The organism is Streptomyces sp. NPDC056835 (assembly GCF_042789485.1).
In the GTDB taxonomy this organism is placed as follows: Bacteria; Actinomycetota; Actinomycetes; order Streptomycetales; family Streptomycetaceae; genus Streptomyces.
On record NZ_JBHUBB010000021.1, the window covers coordinates 59,706 to 76,987 of the forward strand.

Consider the following 17,282-nt stretch of genomic DNA (forward strand, 5'->3'; position numbering starts at 1 on the left):
CCCTTACGGCCCGGGGGCCCTCCTCGTCGCGGCCCGTCCCATCGTCAGGGCCTGCCCGCGCACCCTGCGCCAGTTCATCGGCGGCGTCCCGGGCGGCACACCCGGACGGTGGCTGGGCAGCCGTACGCGCAGCGCGCCCGGCTCGATCCGGCAGCGTACGGGAATGGGCACGGTGAGGGCCTCGCCATCGACACCGGCCGGGACGAAGGGCGCGTCGGCGTCGATGACGACCTGCCGGGCGGTGGCCCAGGTCAGCCCGGGCCCGCGTCGGCCGCGAAGCATCGAGGCCGCCTGGACCGCGTTGTCGACCTTGATGCCGAGCACTCCCAGGACGCCGGAATCCAACCGGTCGCGATATCCCAGGCCCGCGGGATCACCCATCCGGTAAGGGTTGTTGCTCACCAGGACGGCCTGGGGTCCGTCGATGGCGACGGAATCGGCGCGCACCTTCAGGCGCGGGCCGCTGTGGTGGGTGAGCAGGTCCGGCAGCAGCTGAAGGGTCGTACGGGCCTTGTCGTCGCGATAGGCCGGGCTCTGTACCACGGTCGCGTACGCCCCGAAGGAGGCGTTGTTGACGAAGACGCGTTCCCGGCCCGCTGCCGAGGGCACCTCCATGCCGATGAAGCCGAGGTCGACGCGGATCTCGACGCCGTCGGTGAGCGCCTGGAGGCACGCCGACGGGTCCTCGCGGTCGAGGCCGAGGTCCATGGCGAAGTGGTTACGGGTCCCGGCGCAGATGACGACGAACGGAATGTCGAACTCCGACGCCACGCCCGCGACCAGGGCCTGCGTACCGTCGCCGCCCGCGACGCCGAGCAGGTCCGCGCCGTCGTCCACGGCTCGCCTCGCCAGCTCGGCCACGTCCTGCGGATGCGCGGGGTCCAGCACGACGACTTCGGCGCCGAGAGCCCTGGCCCTGTCCACCAAGTGGAACCTCTCGACCTTTCCGCCGCCCGAGCGCGGGTTCATGATGAGGAACGGCCGTTTGGGAGGGGCGACCCGGCGTTCCGGCGTGCGCGGCGGGCCGGGGTCCGCCAGTGCCGTTCTGCCGGCGGATACCGCCAGCACCCACAGGGCGAGCGAGACGAGCACCACCCACAGCACTCCGGCGACCGCGTAGAACACCAGGACGGCGACCGGTGCGCCCGTCGCCAGTACGAGAGCCAGCGCCCTGGCCACACCCGTGTGCGCGAGCACCCACCACACGGCGGCGGCCGTGACGGCCAGTCCTGCCAACCCCACCCCCACCAGCGCGACACTCCGCAGCCCGGCGAACACCAGGAGAACCAGCAGGGCCGCCGCTCCCGCCGCCAGTGCGAGGCGTGCGGCCCAGCGCCTGTCCACGCGATCAAGCCTCCCAAAGCCTCCCGCCGACCGGGCCGCTCTCGTCCTCCATTCCACTCCACAGACCCGGTCCGCGCAGCGCGTCGCCCGGCGCGGGTGACCCGTCTTCGGGCGGTCGCGTGGCGATCAACGGCTGAGCACCTGACCATGGAGATGGCGGTTCCCGGGCCAAGGCCCGGCACGGTCCCCGGCACGGCCCCGGTTCACGGCCCTGTTCCCGGACCGGCTCTCGTCCCGTCGTTGGGGGGCGGGCGGCCTGCCGGGAGTCCGGCGAACTCCACGAGGCCGGGATCTCCGCCGGGGGGATGGCGTGGCTCGAACCGCGGGGGACGGCGTGGATTGGGAGAGGACAATGGACGGTTCCGTGTATCTGGCGTACGACTATCCGCTTCTGGGCGCGTTCTGGACCATGCTGTGGATCTTCCTCTGGATCCTGTGGTTCGTCCTGCTCTTCCGGATCATCGTTGACATCTTCCGCGACGACGCCATGAGCGGCTGGGCCAAAGCCGGGTGGCTCGTCCTCGTGATCGTTCTTCCCTTCGTCGGCGTCCTCGTGTACGTCCTCGCTCGCGGCAAGGGCATGGGCAAGCGGGAGACGGAGCATGTGCGGGCACAACAGACGGCATTCGAGTCTTATGTGCGTGACACCGCCAAGGGTGCGGGCGGAACCAGTGAGGTCGATCAACTCGCGAAACTCTCGGAGATCCGCGCCAGGGGCGACATCTCCGATGAGGAGTTCCGCCGGGCCAAGGAGAAGATCCTGCACTGACCGCGGGGACAGGCGGGGGGGCGGCAGTCGGGACGGTACAGGCAGCACCCCGACGGCTCTCCGGGCGTTCTCCGACAGCCCTGGGTTGACCGCGCGCATGCCTATGGCCAAAGATCCCGCCCTATGGGACGCACCACAGCGCGGACGCGGCGGAAGCGGAACCCCTCCGGCCGCGTGCTCTCCTTCGGCCGACGGGCCGCGATGGGCTGCGTCGCCGCTCTGCTGCTCGTCGCGGCTGTCTGGACCTCCTGGAACTCCGCCCACCATGTGGTGCTGGCCAAGGGCCGTGAGCACGGCACGCTCACGGTGGCCGGCTGCGCGGACGGGACCTGCACCGGGCCGTACGATCCCGACGGCCCGGACGGCCCCCGCGCGGGGATGACCATCGAGCAGTCGGTCGCCGTCAAGAAGGGCGAGCGGTTCCCGGTCGTCGTGAAGCCGGGCACCGACGAGCTGGTCCGTACCGACTCGGCGGGACAGCTGTACGCGTGGGTGCCGCTGGGCGGGGCGCTGCTGCTGGCCTCGCTCGTCATCGGCGGCGGCCTGCGGATGACCCGGACGGCCTGGGGTACGGCGCTGGCGGGCGCCGCGCTGCTGCTGGCCACCTTCTTCGCGCTCTGACGGACCTTCGCGCTCTGACGGACGCGAGGACCGCCCCCGGCCCGGAAACCCCGGCCAGGGGCGGTCCTCGCGTTCGTACGTGCGCACGTACGAACTTACCGCGATCAGCCGGTGTTGCGCAGCCCCGCCGCGACCCCGTTGACCGTCAGCAGCAGTGCCCGCGCCAGCAGCGGGTCGGGCGCGTCCTGCCGCTCGGCCGCCGCGCGCTGGCGGGCGAGCAGCGAGACCTGGAGGTAGGAGATCGGGTCGAGGTAGGCGTCCCGGATCGCGAACGTCTGCTGGAGCACCGGGTTGGAGTCGAGAAGCTTCTCGCCGCCGGTGATCCGCAGCACTTCCTGGACGGTGAGGGCGTGCTCGGCCTCGATGGCGCCGAAGACATGCTTCAGCTCGTCGGGGACGAGGGTGTCCACGTAGTGGCGTGCGATGCGCAGGTCCGTCTTGGCGAGCGTCATCTCGACGTTCGCGAGGAAGTTCTGGAAGAAGTGCCAGTGCTCGTACATCTCGTCGAGCACCGTGTCGGGTCCGGCCTCGCGCAGGGCCTTCAGGCCCGAGCCGACCCCGTACCAGCCGGGCACGATCTGCCGTGACTGTGTCCAGCCGAAGACCCAGGGGATGGCGCGCAGTCCGTCCAGTCCGGCGCCGGAGTCGGGCCGCCGGGAGGGCCGGGAGCCCAGGTGGAGGTCGGCGAGCTGGTCGACGGGGGTGGAGGCGAAGAAGTACGCGGGCAGGTCGGGGTCCTCGACCAGCGCGCGGTAGGCGGCGTGCGCGGCGTCCGAGACGGTGTCCATCGCCGAGTCCCAGCGGGCCAGCGCCTCGTCGGACTGGCGCGGCGCGGTGTGCAGGGCCGAGGCCTGGAGCGTGGCGGCGACGGTCAGTTCCAGGTTCTCCCTGGCCAGGGAGGGGATCAGATACTTGTCGGAGATGACCTCGCCCTGCTCGGTCACCTTGATCTCGCCCTCCAGCGTGCCCCAGGGCTGGGCGAGGATCGCGTCGTGCGAGGGGCCGCCGCCGCGGCCGACGGTGCCGCCGCGGCCGTGGAAGAGACGCAGCCGTACGCCGTGCCGGTGGGCGACGTCGCGCAGTCGGCGCTGTGCGCGGTGGATCTCCCACTGCGAGGTGGTGATGCCGCCGAACTTGGACGAGTCGGAATAGCCGAGCATGACCTCCTGGACATCGCCGCGCAGGGAGACGAGCCGCCGGTAGGAGGGGTCGGCGAGCATTTCGTCGAGGATGACGTCGGCGGCGCGCAGCTCGTCCGTGGTCTCCAGCAGCGGCACGATGCCGATCTTGGCCCAGCCGCCGTGCAGGTCGAGGAGTCCGGCCTCGCGGGCGAGTACGGCCGCGGCGAAGACATCGTCCGCGCCCTGGCACATGGAGATGATGTACGACTCGATGACCTCGGGCCCGAACCGTTCGAAGGCCTGGCGGACGGTGTGGAAGACCCCGAGGGTCTTCTCGCCGGCGGCGTCGAGCGGCGCGGGGGTGGGGGCGAGCGGCCGACGGGAGCGCAGTTCCTTGGCGAGGAGCTTCTGCCGGTATTCGCGCGGCATGTCGGTGTAGCGCCAGGACTCCTCGCCGAGGCGGTCGAAGAGCTGTCCGAGCGCGTGGTGGTGCGCGTCGGCGTGCTCGCGCACGTCCATGGTGGCGAGCTGGAGGCCGAAGGCGGCGAGCGTACGGATCGTACGGTCCATGCGGCCGTCGGCGAAGAGGCCGCCGCGGTGCTGGCGCAGCGAGGTCTGGATCAGGGTGAGGTCGTCGAGCAGTTCGGCGGTGCCGAGGAAGTCGCGGCCGGGCTCGTGCGGGGTGCCCTTGGCGAGGCGTTCGCGGGTGTTGACGAGCTTCTGGCGGATGCAGGTGGCCTTGAGGCGGTAGGGCTCTTCGGCGTTGAGCCGCTTGTATCGGGGGCTGATCTCCGGGAGGCGCGCCAGGTCGGTCTGGAGGGAGTCGAGGAGTTCGTCCGTGGCGCCGGTGTAGCGGATGGAGTTGGAGAGCAGGCCGCGCAGATAGTCGATGAGTTCGAGCGCGTCGGTGATGCCGTGTTCGTGCTGGAGGATCAGTACTTCGCGGGTGACCTCGGGGGTGACGTTGGGGTTGCCGTCGCGGTCGCCGCCGATCCAGGTGCCGAAGGTGAGCGGCCGGGTGCCGGGGGGCAGCTCGACGCCGACGCGGTCCAGTTCGGCGACGAGGTCTTCGAGTACGTCGCCGACGGCGCCGACGTGCAGTTCGTCGAGGTAGTAAATGGCGTTGCGCGCCTCGTCGGCCGGTTCGGGCCGTACGACGCGCAGTTCGTCGGTCTGCCAGATCAGGTCGATGGACTCGGCGAGCCGCAGGTCGTGGCGGCGCCGGTCGGAGGCGATGACGGGTGCTTCGAGGAGTTCGGCGATGCGGCGGAGCTTGTTGAGTACGGAGCGGCGCGCGGCTTCCGTGGGGTGCGCGGTGAACACGGGCCGTACGTTCAGGTTCTTGACGGTTTCGCGCAGATGCTCGGGGTCGGCGTCCTTGAGCCGGTCCGCGGTGCGGGCGAGCAGCCCGCCCTCGGCGGCGCGCCGTTCGCGCATTTCCCTGCCGCGGTGGACCTGTTCGGTGACATTGGCGAGATGGAAGTAGGTGGAGAAGGCGCGCACCAGCTTGGCGGCGGTCTCCAGGTCGGTGTCACCGAGAAGCTCGGCGGCGGCTTCTCCGTTCTCGCGCGTCAACGCGCGTACCCGCTCGACGAGGTCGAGAAGTTCCGGGCCTTCCTGCCGTACGAGGGTCTCGCCCAGCAGGTCACCGAGACGGCGGATGTCGGAGCGCAGCTCCGCGCTGGCGGATGAGGTCTGGTCGGCACTGCTCACAGGTGCGGCTCCTTGCAGTGTTTAAGCACGTCTGGAGGGTTCTGGAGGCGTCAGACCTTCCGGGAGAAGGTCTCGCGGACCGCGCTGTCCGACGACAACAAGGATAGGTGTCCTTCGCTTGGTGTTATCCACAGGCCTCTTGCCGCGCCGTATGGCGCTGCCATACTTACGATGCCGTAGGTTACGCACCCGTATCGAACCTTCTGCCCTATTCGTACTTCTGGCCTATTACTCACCCCAGGGGACCCCTCATGCCCACACCCCCCGACGTGATCGACGATCCCTCCACTCCCCCCACCCCTTCGGGCGCCGACGGCCCCCCGCTTCCCTCCGCCACGCTCGGCGGGGACAGCAAGGGGTCCATCGAGCAGATCGCCCTGCTGCTCTTCATCATCGTGCCCTTCGCGGCCCTGCTCGCGGCGGTGCCGCTGGCGTGGGCCTGGGGCGGCGTGAGCTGGCTCGATCTGGGTCTGATGGTGGCGATGTACTACATCGGCTGCCATGGCGTCACCATCGGCTATCACCGCTACTTCACCCATGGCTCCTTCAAGGCGAAGCGCCCGCTGCGGGTCCTGCTCGCCGTCGCCGGTTCGCTCGCCGTGGAGGGCCCGCTGGTCCGCTGGGTGGCGGACCACCGCAAGCACCACAAGTACTCGGACGCGGAGGGCGACCCGCACTCTCCGTGGCGGTTCGGCGAGACGCTTCCCGCGCTGATGAAGGGCTTGTGGTGGGCGCACATCGGCTGGCTCTTCGACGAGGAGCAGACGCCTCAGCACAAGTACGCGCCCGATTTGATCAAGGACCCGGCGATCCGTGCGGTCTCGCGCCAGTTCGCGCTGTGGACGGTCGTCTCGCTGGCGATCCCGCCGCTGGTCGGCGGGCTGGTGACGATGTCCTGGTGGGGCGCCTTCACGGCGTTCTTCTGGGGCTCGCTGGTACGGGTGGCGCTGCTGCACCACGTCACGTGGTCGATCAATTCCATCTGTCACGCGGTCGGCAAGCGCCCCTTCAAGTCCCGGGACCGCTCGGGCAATGTGTGGTGGCTCGCGGTGCTGTCCTGCGGCGAGTCCTGGCACAACCTGCACCACGCGGACCCGACCAGCGCGCGGCACGGAGTGCTCAGGGGTCAGCTCGACTCCAGCGCCCGGATCATCCGCTGGTTCGAGCTGCTCGGCTGGGCGTCCGACGTCCGCTGGCCGAGCGCTGCCCGGCTGGACACCCGCCGCAAGAGCGCACCCGCCAAGGCATGATGGGCACCGTGGCGATCGACGGCAGCACGAGCGGCAAGGGCAGCACCGACAAGGGCCGGACCACGGGAGGCCGGCGGACCCGCAGGGTCCGGATGACCGGTGCGGAACGACGCGAACAACTGCTGGACATCGGCCGCACCGTCTTCGCCGAGAAGGGCTTCGAGGCCACGTCGGTGGAGGAGATCGCGGCGAAGGCCGGGGTCTCCAAGCCCGTCGTCTACGAGCACTTCGGCGGCAAGGAGGGCCTGTACGCGGTGGTCGTGGACCGCGAGATGCGCCAGCTGCTGGACATGGTCACCAGCGCCCTGACCGCCGGCCACCCCCGTGAGCTGCTGGAACAGGCCGCGTTCGCGCTCCTCGACTACATCGAGACGTATACGGACGGCTTCCGCATCCTGGTCCGTGACTCCCCGGTGGCGCAGTCCACGGGCACGTTCGCCTCACTGATCAGCGATATCGCCACCCAGGTCGAGGACATCCTCGGCATGGAGTTCAAGGCCCGCGGCTTCGATCCGAAGCTGGCACCGCTGTACGCCCAGGCGCTGGTGGGCATGGTGGCGCTGACGGGCCAGTGGTGGGTGGACGCGCGCCGCCCGAAGAAGTCCGAGGTGGCGGCGCATCTGGTGAATCTGGCGTGGCACGGCCTGGAGAACCTGGAACCGAAGCCGCGGCTCATAGGCCACCGGAAGATCTGAGGGCGGCGCGGCCGAGCCGTCGATCGCGGTGGTCATCCTCGGGGGGCGCGGTCACTCATTGTGATGATGCCGGTGGATTCCGCCGCTACGGTGGCACGTCAGGTCCAAGCATTCCGTCCATGGATGACCTCTTGGGTCAGCACGGGGTCTCACGCCTCCTTGTGGGCGACCGCGAAGATACGGCGGAACGGGAACACCGTGCCGTGCGGGCCCGGAGGGTAGGCGGCGCGGAGCAGGTCGCGGTATTGGGCGGTGAATTCCGCCGTGGCCGCCTCGTCGCCCTCCAGTGCGGTGAGGACGGGCCGCAGGGCCGTGCCCTTGACCCAGTCGAGCACCGGGTCCTCGCCGGTGAGGAGCTGGAGATAGGTCGTTTCCCAGACGTCCGCCGCGCAGCCGAGGTCCGAGAGGCGCGTGAGGTAGTCCGCGGGCTCCAGGACGCGCGCGGACGGCTGGGCGGGGAGGTCGAGCCGGTCGCGCCAGCGCGGGGTCGCGCACAATTCGGCGAGCAGGGTGTGGCTGGGCGCGGTGAAGTTGCCGGGGACCTGGAAGGCGAAGGTGCCGCCGGGGACGAGCGCGTCGATCCAGCCCGCGAAGGAATCGGGGTGGTTCGGCACCCACTGGAGGGCCGCGTTGGAGACGATCAGGCCGTACGGTTCGCCGGGCGTCCAGTGCGCGGCGTCACCGGCCCGGAATTCCAGCGCGCCGCCGCCCGCGGTGGGGCCCTCGTACTCCTCGCGGGCCCGGTCGAGCATTTCGGGCGAGTTGTCGAAGCCGGTGATCCGGGCGGTCGGCCAGCGGTCGGCGAGGAGCGCGGTGACATTGCCGGGGCCGCAGCCGAGGTCGGCGATCCTGATCGTTCCGCCGTCGCCGGCGGGCGGCTCCTGGATACGGGCCAGCAGATCGAGGAACGGGCGGCTGCGATGTCCGGCGTGCCTGAGGTACTGCTTCGGGTCCCAGGTCGGAGCGGGCGGCTCGGACGAAGAGGAAGGGGAAGGGGAAGGTGCGGAGTGCATGGTGGAGCCCCCATCGCGGTCGCGGCGTACACCGCCGGAGCGGCCCGCGGCGGTCAGGTCCCAGCCTGCACCCCCATATATCTTGACGTCAAGAGACTTCATGTCGAGGCACCCATTACACTGATCGTCATGGAGGACGAGGTCGACCGACTGGTCGCAGCATGGCGCCGAGAGCGCCCCGACCTCGACGTGGAACCACTTGAGGTGCTCAGCCGTGTGAGCAGGCTGGCCCGCCATCTCGACCGGGCGCGCCGTATCGCGTTCTCGGAGCACGGCCTGGAGCCGTGGGAGTTCGACGTACTGACCTCGCTGCGGCGCGCGGGCGCCCCGTATCAGCTCTCGCCCGGCCAGTTGCTGACCCAGACCCTGGTCACCTCGGGAACGATGACGAACCGCATCGACCGGCTCGCCAAGAAGGGCCTGGTCGAGCGGTTGCCCGACCCCAGCGACCGGCGCGGGGTGCTGGTCAGGCTCACCGCCGAGGGGCGGGACCGCGCGGATCAGGCGCTCGCCGGGCTGCTCGCCCAGGAGCGCGCGATCCTCGCCGAGCTGTCCCGCGCCCAGCGGGGTGAACTGGCCGGACTGCTACGCCAGTTGACCGCCCCGTTCGACAACGTTCCCTAGGGGCTGCACCAGATCGACCGGTCCGACGCCCGCGCGGCGGGCCAGGGCGACAGCGGCCAGCGTGGAGTGCACGCCCAGCTTCCCGAGGACGTTCTGCATATGCGTACGGACGGTGTGCGGGGAGAGGAAGAGGCGTTCGGCGACCGCCTTGCGCCCCAGCCCCGCGACCATGCAGCGCAGCACCTCACGCTCGCGCGGCGTCAGCGACTCGACCAGCCGCTCGCTCTCCGTACGGTGCTTGCGCGTGGCCGTCAGCTCGCGCAGGACGCCCGTGAGCAGCGCGGGCGGCAGATGCGTCTCGTCCCGCAGGACGCCCCGCATGACGGCGAGCAGCCGTTGCAGCGAGCAGTCCTTCGCGACCCATCCCGAGGCGCCCGCCTGGAGCGCCAGGGCGGCGCGGTGCGGGTCGTCCTTCTCGGCGAGCACGACCGTACGCACGGACGGCTGACCCGAACGGACCCCGGCGACCAGCGAGATGCCGTCGACCAGGACGGCGTCGCCGTGGTCCGGCACGGCACGGGCGACCGGCACCTGGGACGGCCCGCCTGCCGAGGCCGGTCCCGGACCCGATCCTGATCCCGGAACCGATCCCGATCCCGATCCCGCCGCCCCGTTGACCGAGCCGTTGAGCGAGTTGACCGTCCCGTTGAGCGCGCCGTTGAGCGAACCCCCCGCGGTCCCGTTGAGCGCGCCGTTGACCGAACCGCCGGCCGCCCCCGGGACCGTGCCCAGATCGGCGTCGACGAGCATCACGTCGAACCTGCGCCCCTCGGCCGCCGCGCGTTCGAGACAGCGCAGCGCGGCGGGGCCGCTGCCCGCGGCCGACACATCCACGTCGGGCTCGGACGCGAGCGCGGCGGCGAGCGATTCGGCGAAGATGCGATGGTCGTCCACCACAAGAACCCGGATACGTACCAATGGACACCCCCTGAACGCGGGTGGCGGAAATCGCGAGTACGGCGCCCGGTGTGCGGGGCGACAGGTCAACGGCACGGCCGCCGCCGCCTGATGACCGCTGCCCCACCCCGGGCGTCGTACCCGACTTGTCTCCACCCCTGAAGAGCGCCGGCCCCCACCGGTGCTTTTCCCCAGCGTACGGGCGCGGGCCCGGAGCGGAAGGAAATTCGCAGAACTCGTTGGACGCCGTGTTTATGGTGGGCCCCATGTTTCGTATGGAGACAGAAGTCGACAAGGAACGGCACACCGCGCTCGGCGAACGGCTGAGTGCGACCAATTCGCACCGCTCGCCGGTAATGCGCGCGCTGCGTACCAGTCCGCTGGGCGACGAAGTCCCGCTCCAGGTCTGGCTGCTGGACGATACGACGGGCGAACTGGCCGGCGGCCTGGCCGGCCGCACCTGGGCCCGCTGGCTCCATGTCGATCTGCTCTGGGTCGACGACCAGCACCGCGGCGCGCGCCTGGGCAGCCGGCTGCTGGCCGAAGCGGAACGCGTGGCCAGGACGGAACGCGACTGCGCGCGGGCGCGGCTGGAGACCTGGGACTTCCAGGCCCCGGACTTCTACCGCGAGCGGGGCTACCAGGTCGTCGGCGAGGTCCTGGACTACCCGCCGGGCGTGACGGAGTACATCCTGATCAAGTCGCTGACCTGACCGGCACACCCGCCTCTCGGCCAGACCGCTCTCCCGGCCGCCCTCAGACCAGCCGGTACGCCCCCCTCGACGGGATCGCCGGGAAGACCCGCGGGGCCGTGTGGCCCGCCGCCGTGAAGGCTTCCGTGACCGCCTTCGTCACGGCTTCCGCGTCCGGCTCCTCGACCAGGACGATCGCCGAGCCGCCGAAGCCGCCGCCCGTCATCCGGGCGCCGAGCGCGCCGGCCGCCGTGGCCGTCTCGACCACCAGGTCGAGTTCGGCGCAGGAGACCCGCAGATCGTCACGGAGCGAGGCGTGGCCCTCGACCAGGATCTCGCCGACGGCGCGGACGTCGCCCGCGTCCAGCAGCGCGATGACCCGTTCGACCCGGTGGTCGTCGCTCACGACATGGCGGACGTAGCGGCGTACGTTCTCGCTCTCGCCCACCGCGGCCAGCCGGTCGAGCGCCCCGGGCAGGTCCTCGTACGCCACATCGCGCAGCGCACGCACGCCGAGCGCCCGCGCGCCCGCCTCGCAGCCCGCGCGCCGTTCGGCGTACGCGCCGTCGCCGAGCGCGTGCTTGACGCGGGTGTCGACGACCAGCAGCCGCAGGCCGTGGGCCGCCAGGTCGAACGGCACCTGGCGCTGGGAGAGGTCACGGGTGTCCAGATGGAGCGCGTGTCCGTCGGTGCAGCACGCCGAGGCCATCTGGTCCATGACCCCGCACGGCACGCCCACGAAGTCGTTCTCGGCGCGCTGCGCGAGCACCGCCAGCTCCGGCGCCGACAGGTCCAGTCCGTACAGGTCGTTCAGGGCGAGCGCGGTGACGACCTCCAGCGCGGCCGAGGACGAGAGGCCCGCGCCGGTCGGCACGGTCGACGCCAGATGGATGTCGGCGCCGGCGACCGGGTGTCCGGCCTCCCTCAGCGCCCAGACGACACCGGCCGGATAGGCGGCCCAGCCGGTGTCGGAGAGCGGTACGAGCGCGTCGGCGTCGAGCTGGACGACGCCCTGCGGGACATCCGCGGAGTGCACGCGCAGGACCGAGTCCGTACGGCGGGACACCGCGGCGACCGCCCGGTGCGGCAGTGCCAGCGGCATCACGAAACCGTCGTTGAAGTCGGTGTACTCGCCGATCAGATTGACCCGGCCGGGGGCCGCCCAGACGCCCTCGGGCTCGGCCCCGTACAACCGCCGGAACTCCTCGGCCACCGTCTCACCAACGCCCGTGTCACCGACGACCGTGTCACTGACGACCGTGCCGTCGGCGTTCATACCGCCGGCGTTCACACCGTCCGCGCCCGTACCGCTCTGACTCACCCTTGGTTCTCCTTACGGCGTGCGAACGCCCACGCGTCCGTGACGATGCCCGCCAGATCGGCGCGGCTCGGGGTCCAGCCGAGGCGGTCGTGGGCCGCTTCGGCGGAGGCGACCAGGACGGCGGGGTCGCCGCCCCGGCGTGGTGCCACGACCTCGGGGACGGGGTGCCCGGTGACCGCGCGTACGGTCTCGATGACCTGGCGGACCGAGAAGCCCGCGCCGTTGCCGAGGTTGCAGATCAGATGCTCGCCGCCGGTGGCCGCGTCCAGCGCGCGCAGATGGGCCTCGGCGAGGTCGGCGACATGGATGTAGTCGCGTACGCAGGTGCCGTCCGGCGTCGGATAGTCCTCGCCGAACACCGAGATCGCCTCCCGCTCGCCGAGGGCGACCTGGAGGACCAGCGGGATGAGATGCGACTCGGGGTCATGCCGCTCACCGCAACTGCCGTACGCCCCGGCCACGTTGAAGTACCGCAGCGAGACGGCCGCGAGACCGTGCGCCGCGCACTCCCCGCTGATCATGTGGTCGACGGCGAGCTTGGTGGCGCCGTACGGGCTGGTGGGCGCCGTCGGGTCGGTCTCCGTGATGGGGGTGGAGACCGGCTCCCCGTAGGTCGCGGCGGTGGACGAGAAGACGAGCGTACGCACCCCGGCCGCGCGCATCGCGGCGAGCAGCGCCATCGAGCCGCCGACGTTGTTGTCCCAGTACTTCTCGGGCTTGGCGACGGACTCGCCGACCTGCGAGGACGCCGCGAAGTGCAGCACCGCGTCGTACGAGGGGTCCAGCCACTTCGCCGCGTCCTGGATCCGGCCCTCGATGAAGTCCGCCCCTGCCGGGACGCCCTCGCGGAATCCGGTGGAGAGATCGTCCAGCACGGTCACCTCGTGACCGGCCTCCAGCAGATGTGCCGCGACCACGCTGCCGACATATCCCGCACCGCCCGTGACGAAGTACTTCCGGGCCACCGGGGTCGCCCCCGTCGTCCCCGTCGCACTCGTCGTACCCGGGGAAGACACAGTCTCGCTCACTCGCTCGCTACCTCTCGCAGTCGCTCGGCCGCGGCCTCCGGCGGCACGTCGTTGATGAACACACTCATGCCGGATTCGGAACCCGCGAGGAATTTCAGCTTGCCGGAAGTGCGGCGGATGGTGAAAAGCTCAAGGTGAAGAGCGAAGTCGTGCCGCCCCTCGGCCCGGAAGGGCGCCTGGTGCCAGGCGGAGATGTACGGCGTCGGCGGTTCACCTTCGCCGAAGATCCGGTTGAAGCGCCTCAAGAGTTCCAGATAGATCTGTGGGAACTCTGTGCGCGCCGCGTCGTCGAGCCCCCGCAGATCGGGCGTCCGGCGGACGGGGTAGAGGTGCACCTCGTACGGCCAGTGCGCCGCGTACGGCACGAACGCCACCCAGTGCCGCCCCGCGAGCACCACCCGGCCGCCCTCGGTCCGCTCGCGCTCGACGAGGTCGTCGAAGAGGTTGCGGCCGGTCGCGGCCCGGTGCTCCCGTACGGAGCGGAGCATCAGCGCGGTGCGCGGGGTGACGAAGGGGTACGCGTAGATCTGCCCGTGCGGGTGGCCGAGCGTCACGCCGATCTCCGCGCCGCGGTTCTCGAACGGGAAGACCTGCTCCACCTGCGGCAGCTCGGCCAGTTCGGCGGTGCGGTCGGTCCACACGTCGAGCACCAGCCCGGCCTGCTCCTCGGTCAGGTCCGCGAACGAGGAGTCGTGGTCGGAGGTGAAGCAGACGACCTCGCAGCGTCCCGAGTCCCCGGCGAGGGAGGGGAAGCGGTTCTCGAAGACGGCGACGTCGTAGTCCGGCTCCGGGATCTCGCTGAGCCTGCCGTCCCGCGAGGGGCAGAGCGGGCACTCGTCGGCGGGCGGGTGGTACGTACGGGCCTGACGGTGCGAGGCGATGGCGACGGCGTCACCGAGCAGCGCGTCCCGGCGGATCTCCGAGGTGGTGGCGACGGGGCCGAGGGGCCTGCGGTCGGGAGCGTCGCGCACGGCGTCGTCCCGCAGGTCGTAGTAGACCAGCTCGCGGCCGTCGGCGAGCCTCGTCACCGTCTTCTTCATCGGTTGCCTCCACGGCCCGCAGCCGCACACCACTCACCAACAGAACCGAACATAACAAACCACAAACGAACAGTCGCGTCAATGGCGGCGGGGTTGCGGGGAGGTCGCGGCGAGGGTCGTGAGGGAGGCTTCCCACCTCAGACTTCGATCACGATTAAACAAAGAAAACCAACACAAGTGTTCATTTTCTAAACATAGAAGCGTAGGTTCCGGCGGAGTCATCTTCTTGCGACGAAGCGGGTACCCCCCATGCGATACCTGGCCGAAGGGCTCCGGCTCCCCACCAACGGGCTCGACTACACCATCCTGGCGATCTACTTCATAGTGGTCCTCGGCATCGGCTTCGCCGCCCGTGCCAGCGTGAAGACCAGCCTGGACTTCTTCCTCTCCGGGCGCTCCCTGCCCGCCTGGGTGACGGGCCTCGCGTTCGTCGCCGCCAACCTCGGTGCCACCGAGATCCTGGGCATGGCGGCCAATGGCGCGCAGTACGGCGTCTACACCGTGCACTGGTACTGGATCGGCGCCATCCCCGCCATGGTCTTCCTCGGCCTGGTGATGATGCCGTTCTACTACGGGTCGAAGGTGCGCTCCGTACCGGAGTTCCTGCTGCACCGCTTCGGCCCGTCCTCCCATCTGCTCTCGTCGATCATCTTCGCGGTGTCGTCCGTGCTGATCGCGGGCGTCAACCTCTACGCGATGGCGATCGTGCTGGAGGCGCTGCTCGGCTGGCCCGAGTGGGTCGCGATCGTCGTCGCGGGCTTCTTCGTCCTCGCGTACATCACCATCGGCGGTCTCTCCTCGGCGATCTACAACGAAGTACTCCAGTTCTTCGTCATCCTCGCCGCGCTGATCCCGCTGACCATCGTCGGTCTCAAGCGCGTCGGCGGCTGGGACGGGCTGACCGACTCCCTCACCGGCTCGCACGGCGGCGCCTTCCTGAGCGCCTGGGAGGGCACCGGCGTCGGTTCGCCGAACCCGCTCGGCGCGAACTGGCTGACGATCGTCCTCGGTCTCGGCTTCGTGATGAGCTTCGGGTACTGGACCACCAACTTCGCCGAGGTGCAGCGCGCGCTGTCCGCGAAGAACCTCTCCGCCGCCAAGCGCACCCCGCTGATCGCGGCCTTCCCCAAGATCCTCATACCTATGGTCGTGATCGTCCCCGGTCTGATCGCGCTGGTCATGGAACCGACGCTGGGCAAGGCGGGCAGCGGCCTCCAGTACAACGACGCGATCCCGGTCCTCATGCGCGATCTGCTGCCGAACGGTGTGCTGGGCATCGCCGTCACCGGTCTGCTCGCCGCGTTCATGGCCGGTATGGCCGCCAACGTCTCGTCGTTCAACACCGTCTTCACCAACGACATCTGGGGCGCGTACTTCAAGAAGGACCGGGAGGACGCGTACTACCTGAAGACCGGACGGGTCGTCACGGCGGTCGGTGTGCTGATCGGCATGGGTACGGCGTTCATCGCCTCCAGCTTCAGCAACATCATGAACTACCTCCAGACGCTGTTCTCGTTCTTCAACGTCCCGCTGTTCGTGGTCTTCATCATCGGCATGTTCTGGAAGCGGACCACCCCGGCCGCCGGCTTCTGGGGGCTGCTCTCCGGCACGGTCGCCGCGATGGTCAACTACTTCTGGCTCTACAAGGGCGGGATCGTCGACATCCCGAGCGACCAGGGCGCGAACTTCGTCTCCTCCATCGTCGCGTTCGTCGTCGGCGCCCTGGTGATGGTGGTGGTCTCGTACGTGACGCGGCCCAAGCCGGCCGAGAAGCTCGCCGGGCTGGTGTACGGCACGCGCTCGCCCGACATGGACGAGCTGCCGGCCGAGGGCGACGACGCCTGGTACCGCAGGCCGGCCCTGCTGGGCTGGAGCGCCATCATCCTCGCGGCCATCTGCTACGTGCCGTTCTCCTTCTGACGTTCTGACGTTCTGACGCCGAGGCGCTGACGGCGCCGAGAGGAACACATCACCATGAGCGACTACCGCAACGACGTCGAGGAGCTGGAGGCCAAGTCCGCCACCGCGGCCCGGCTCTTCGACATCCGCCGCATCATCGGCGGGCTCTTCGTGGTCTACGGGATCATCGTGACCATCGCCGGGATCACCGCGTCCGACGCCGATCTGAAGAAGGCGCAGGACATCAACATCAATCTGTGGACGGGGCTCGGGATGCTGGCCCTGGGGCTCTTCTTCCTCATATGGCTGAAGCTGCGCCCCACGGCGCCGCCCACCCCGCCCACCTCACCTGCTGAGTAACGGCCGTCACAGGGGCCGGACTTCACCCCCGCCGCGTGCGGTGGTCCGGCCCCTTGGCCGCGGCCGCGGACCCCCCGGGCGGCGCGGCCCGGTCCAGCAGCCCCGTACGCGCGGCCAGCGCCGCGGCCTCCAGCCGGGAGCCCACCCCCAGCTTCATCAGTACCCGCTGCACATGCGTCCTGGCCGTGCTCGGCGCGATGCTCATCCCGGCGGCGATCAGCCGGGTGTCCTCGCCCTCCGCGACCCGTACCAGTACTTCCACCTCGCGCGGGGTCAGCATCCGCAGCAGCCGCTGGCCCTCGTCGTCCGGCTGGATGACCGGATTGAGCAGCTCGGTGAACGCGCCCTGGAGCAACTGGGGCGCCACCGCGGCCTCCCCGGCGCGCGCCTTGACCATGGCGCGCTCCACGCCCTCGATGCGCTCGTCGTGCCGTACGTAACCGGACGCGCCGGCCGCGAACGCCGCGGCGATCCCGCGCGGGCTGGGCACCGGTCCGAGCACCACCACCGCCACCTGCGGGCGCTCCCGCTTGATCCGTACGATCGGGTCGAACGTCCCCGGCTCGGCGGGCACCGCCGTGCCCAGCAGACATACCTCGGGCGCCCTGCTCACCACCAGCTCGGCGACGCCCGCCGTGGGCGCCGCCGCCGCGAGCACCCGGTGCCCGCGCAGTTTCAGTGCCGAGGCGAGCGCCTCGGCGAGCAGTCTGTGATCGTCGACCACCATGATCCGCACACCCATGAGCAACCCTCCCCCCGTCCCCCGGTACCTGCCCGGCCCCCCGGCCCCCGGCCTCTAGACCCGGCAAGCTACACGCTTGTTCGACATCGCGCGCCCCCTAACGGTCAGAAGCCCCTCGGATTGCCGAATTCCCTGCCATTCGGGACTACTGAC

At 70.3% G+C, this 17,282-nt stretch carries 16 protein-coding genes; 8 read left to right on the forward strand and 8 right to left on the reverse strand.

Annotated elements, in window-relative coordinates; genetic code table 11:
* Window positions 1-3 precede the first annotated feature (3 nt).
* Window positions 4-1,344, reverse strand: coding sequence for a diacylglycerol/lipid kinase family protein (locus ACFRMN_RS23795; RefSeq protein ID WP_383022624.1), 1,341 nt, complete (start codon window positions 1,342-1,344; stop codon window positions 4-6).
* A gap of 352 nt (window positions 1,345-1,696) precedes the next feature.
* Between ACFRMN_RS23795 and ACFRMN_RS23800 the strand changes: the two genes are divergently transcribed.
* On the forward strand, window positions 1,697-2,113 hold the full coding sequence (locus tag ACFRMN_RS23800; RefSeq protein ID WP_383022626.1) for an SHOCT domain-containing protein: 417 nt from the start codon (window positions 1,697-1,699) through the stop codon (window positions 2,111-2,113).
* Window positions 2,114-2,236: 123 nt separating this feature from the next.
* Window positions 2,237-2,734, forward strand: a complete 498-nt coding sequence (locus ACFRMN_RS23805; protein WP_383022627.1) for a hypothetical protein — start codon at window positions 2,237-2,239, stop codon at window positions 2,732-2,734.
* 104 nt (window positions 2,735-2,838) lie between these two features.
* Here ACFRMN_RS23805 and ppc read toward each other — a convergent pair whose 3' ends face one another.
* Window positions 2,839-5,568 carry a phosphoenolpyruvate carboxylase gene (gene ppc / locus ACFRMN_RS23810; RefSeq protein WP_383022629.1) on the reverse strand — a complete coding sequence of 910 codons (2,730 nt, stop codon included), beginning with the start codon at window positions 5,566-5,568 and terminating at the stop codon, window positions 2,839-2,841.
* A gap of 251 nt (window positions 5,569-5,819) precedes the next feature.
* Between ppc and ACFRMN_RS23815 the strand changes: the two genes are divergently transcribed.
* Complete coding sequence (locus ACFRMN_RS23815) at window positions 5,820-6,818, forward strand: acyl-CoA desaturase (RefSeq protein ID WP_383022631.1); 999 nt, start codon at window positions 5,820-5,822, stop codon at window positions 6,816-6,818.
* Window positions 6,815-7,513, forward strand: a complete 699-nt coding sequence (locus ACFRMN_RS23820) for a TetR/AcrR family transcriptional regulator (protein ID WP_382818871.1) — start codon at window positions 6,815-6,817, stop codon at window positions 7,511-7,513. Before ACFRMN_RS23815 ends, ACFRMN_RS23820 begins: the two co-directional genes overlap by 4 nt.
* Before the next feature lie 149 nt (window positions 7,514-7,662).
* Here the strand turns inward: ACFRMN_RS23820 and ACFRMN_RS23825 are convergent, their stop codons facing one another.
* Window positions 7,663-8,526, reverse strand: a complete 864-nt coding sequence (locus ACFRMN_RS23825; protein WP_383022757.1) for a trans-aconitate 2-methyltransferase — start codon at window positions 8,524-8,526, stop codon at window positions 7,663-7,665.
* 129 nt (window positions 8,527-8,655) lie between these two features.
* Here ACFRMN_RS23825 and ACFRMN_RS23830 point away from each other — a divergent pair, with 129 nt between their 5' ends.
* Window positions 8,656-9,150 carry a MarR family winged helix-turn-helix transcriptional regulator gene (locus ACFRMN_RS23830; protein ID WP_129766999.1) on the forward strand — a complete coding sequence of 165 codons (495 nt, stop codon included), beginning with the start codon at window positions 8,656-8,658 and terminating at the stop codon, window positions 9,148-9,150.
* On the opposite strand, the gene ACFRMN_RS23835 is transcribed toward ACFRMN_RS23830, so the two are convergent.
* A complete protein-coding gene (locus ACFRMN_RS23835) occupies window positions 9,112-10,068 on the reverse strand; it encodes a LuxR C-terminal-related transcriptional regulator (protein WP_383022633.1) in 957 nt (318 codons plus the stop codon). The two genes, ACFRMN_RS23830 and ACFRMN_RS23835, sit on opposite strands and share 39 nt — an antisense overlap.
* 245 nt (window positions 10,069-10,313) lie before the next feature.
* Between ACFRMN_RS23835 and ACFRMN_RS23840 the strand changes: the two genes are divergently transcribed.
* On the forward strand, window positions 10,314-10,760 hold the full coding sequence (locus ACFRMN_RS23840; protein ID WP_383022635.1) for a GNAT family N-acetyltransferase: 447 nt from the start codon (window positions 10,314-10,316) through the stop codon (window positions 10,758-10,760).
* 43 nt (window positions 10,761-10,803) lie between these two features.
* Here the strand turns inward: ACFRMN_RS23840 and galK are convergent, their stop codons facing one another.
* Genes galK through galT form a run of 3 tightly spaced genes read right to left on the reverse strand, consistent with a single transcriptional unit; the run spans window position 10,804 to window position 14,128 of the window.
* Window positions 10,804-12,060 carry a galactokinase gene (gene galK, locus ACFRMN_RS23845; protein WP_383022637.1) on the reverse strand — a complete coding sequence of 419 codons (1,257 nt, stop codon included), beginning with the start codon at window positions 12,058-12,060 and terminating at the stop codon, window positions 10,804-10,806.
* The gene (gene galE, locus ACFRMN_RS23850; RefSeq protein WP_383022759.1) at window positions 12,057-13,025 is read right to left on the reverse strand and encodes a UDP-glucose 4-epimerase GalE; all 969 of its coding nucleotides are present in this window, start codon (window positions 13,023-13,025) and stop codon (window positions 12,057-12,059) included. Before galE ends, galK begins: the two co-directional genes overlap by 4 nt.
* Window positions 13,026-13,084: 59 nt before the next feature.
* On the reverse strand, window positions 13,085-14,128 hold the full coding sequence (galT, locus tag ACFRMN_RS23855) for a galactose-1-phosphate uridylyltransferase (RefSeq protein ID WP_383022639.1): 1,044 nt from the start codon (window positions 14,126-14,128) through the stop codon (window positions 13,085-13,087).
* A gap of 249 nt (window positions 14,129-14,377) precedes the next feature.
* Here galT and ACFRMN_RS23860 point away from each other — a divergent pair, with 249 nt between their 5' ends.
* Window positions 14,378-16,048: a sodium:solute symporter family protein gene (locus tag ACFRMN_RS23860; protein WP_383022641.1), complete on the forward strand. Its 1,671-nt coding sequence runs from the start codon at window positions 14,378-14,380 to the stop codon at window positions 16,046-16,048.
* A gap of 54 nt (window positions 16,049-16,102) precedes the next feature.
* Complete coding sequence (locus ACFRMN_RS23865) at window positions 16,103-16,387, forward strand: hypothetical protein (RefSeq protein WP_383022642.1); 285 nt, start codon at window positions 16,103-16,105, stop codon at window positions 16,385-16,387.
* Between the two features lie 22 nt (window positions 16,388-16,409).
* Here the strand turns inward: ACFRMN_RS23865 and ACFRMN_RS23870 are convergent, their stop codons facing one another.
* Window positions 16,410-17,129 (reverse strand): LuxR C-terminal-related transcriptional regulator, encoded by a 720-nt coding sequence (locus ACFRMN_RS23870; protein ID WP_383022644.1) that lies wholly within the window; start codon window positions 17,127-17,129, stop codon window positions 16,410-16,412.
* Window positions 17,130-17,282 lie beyond the last annotated feature (153 nt).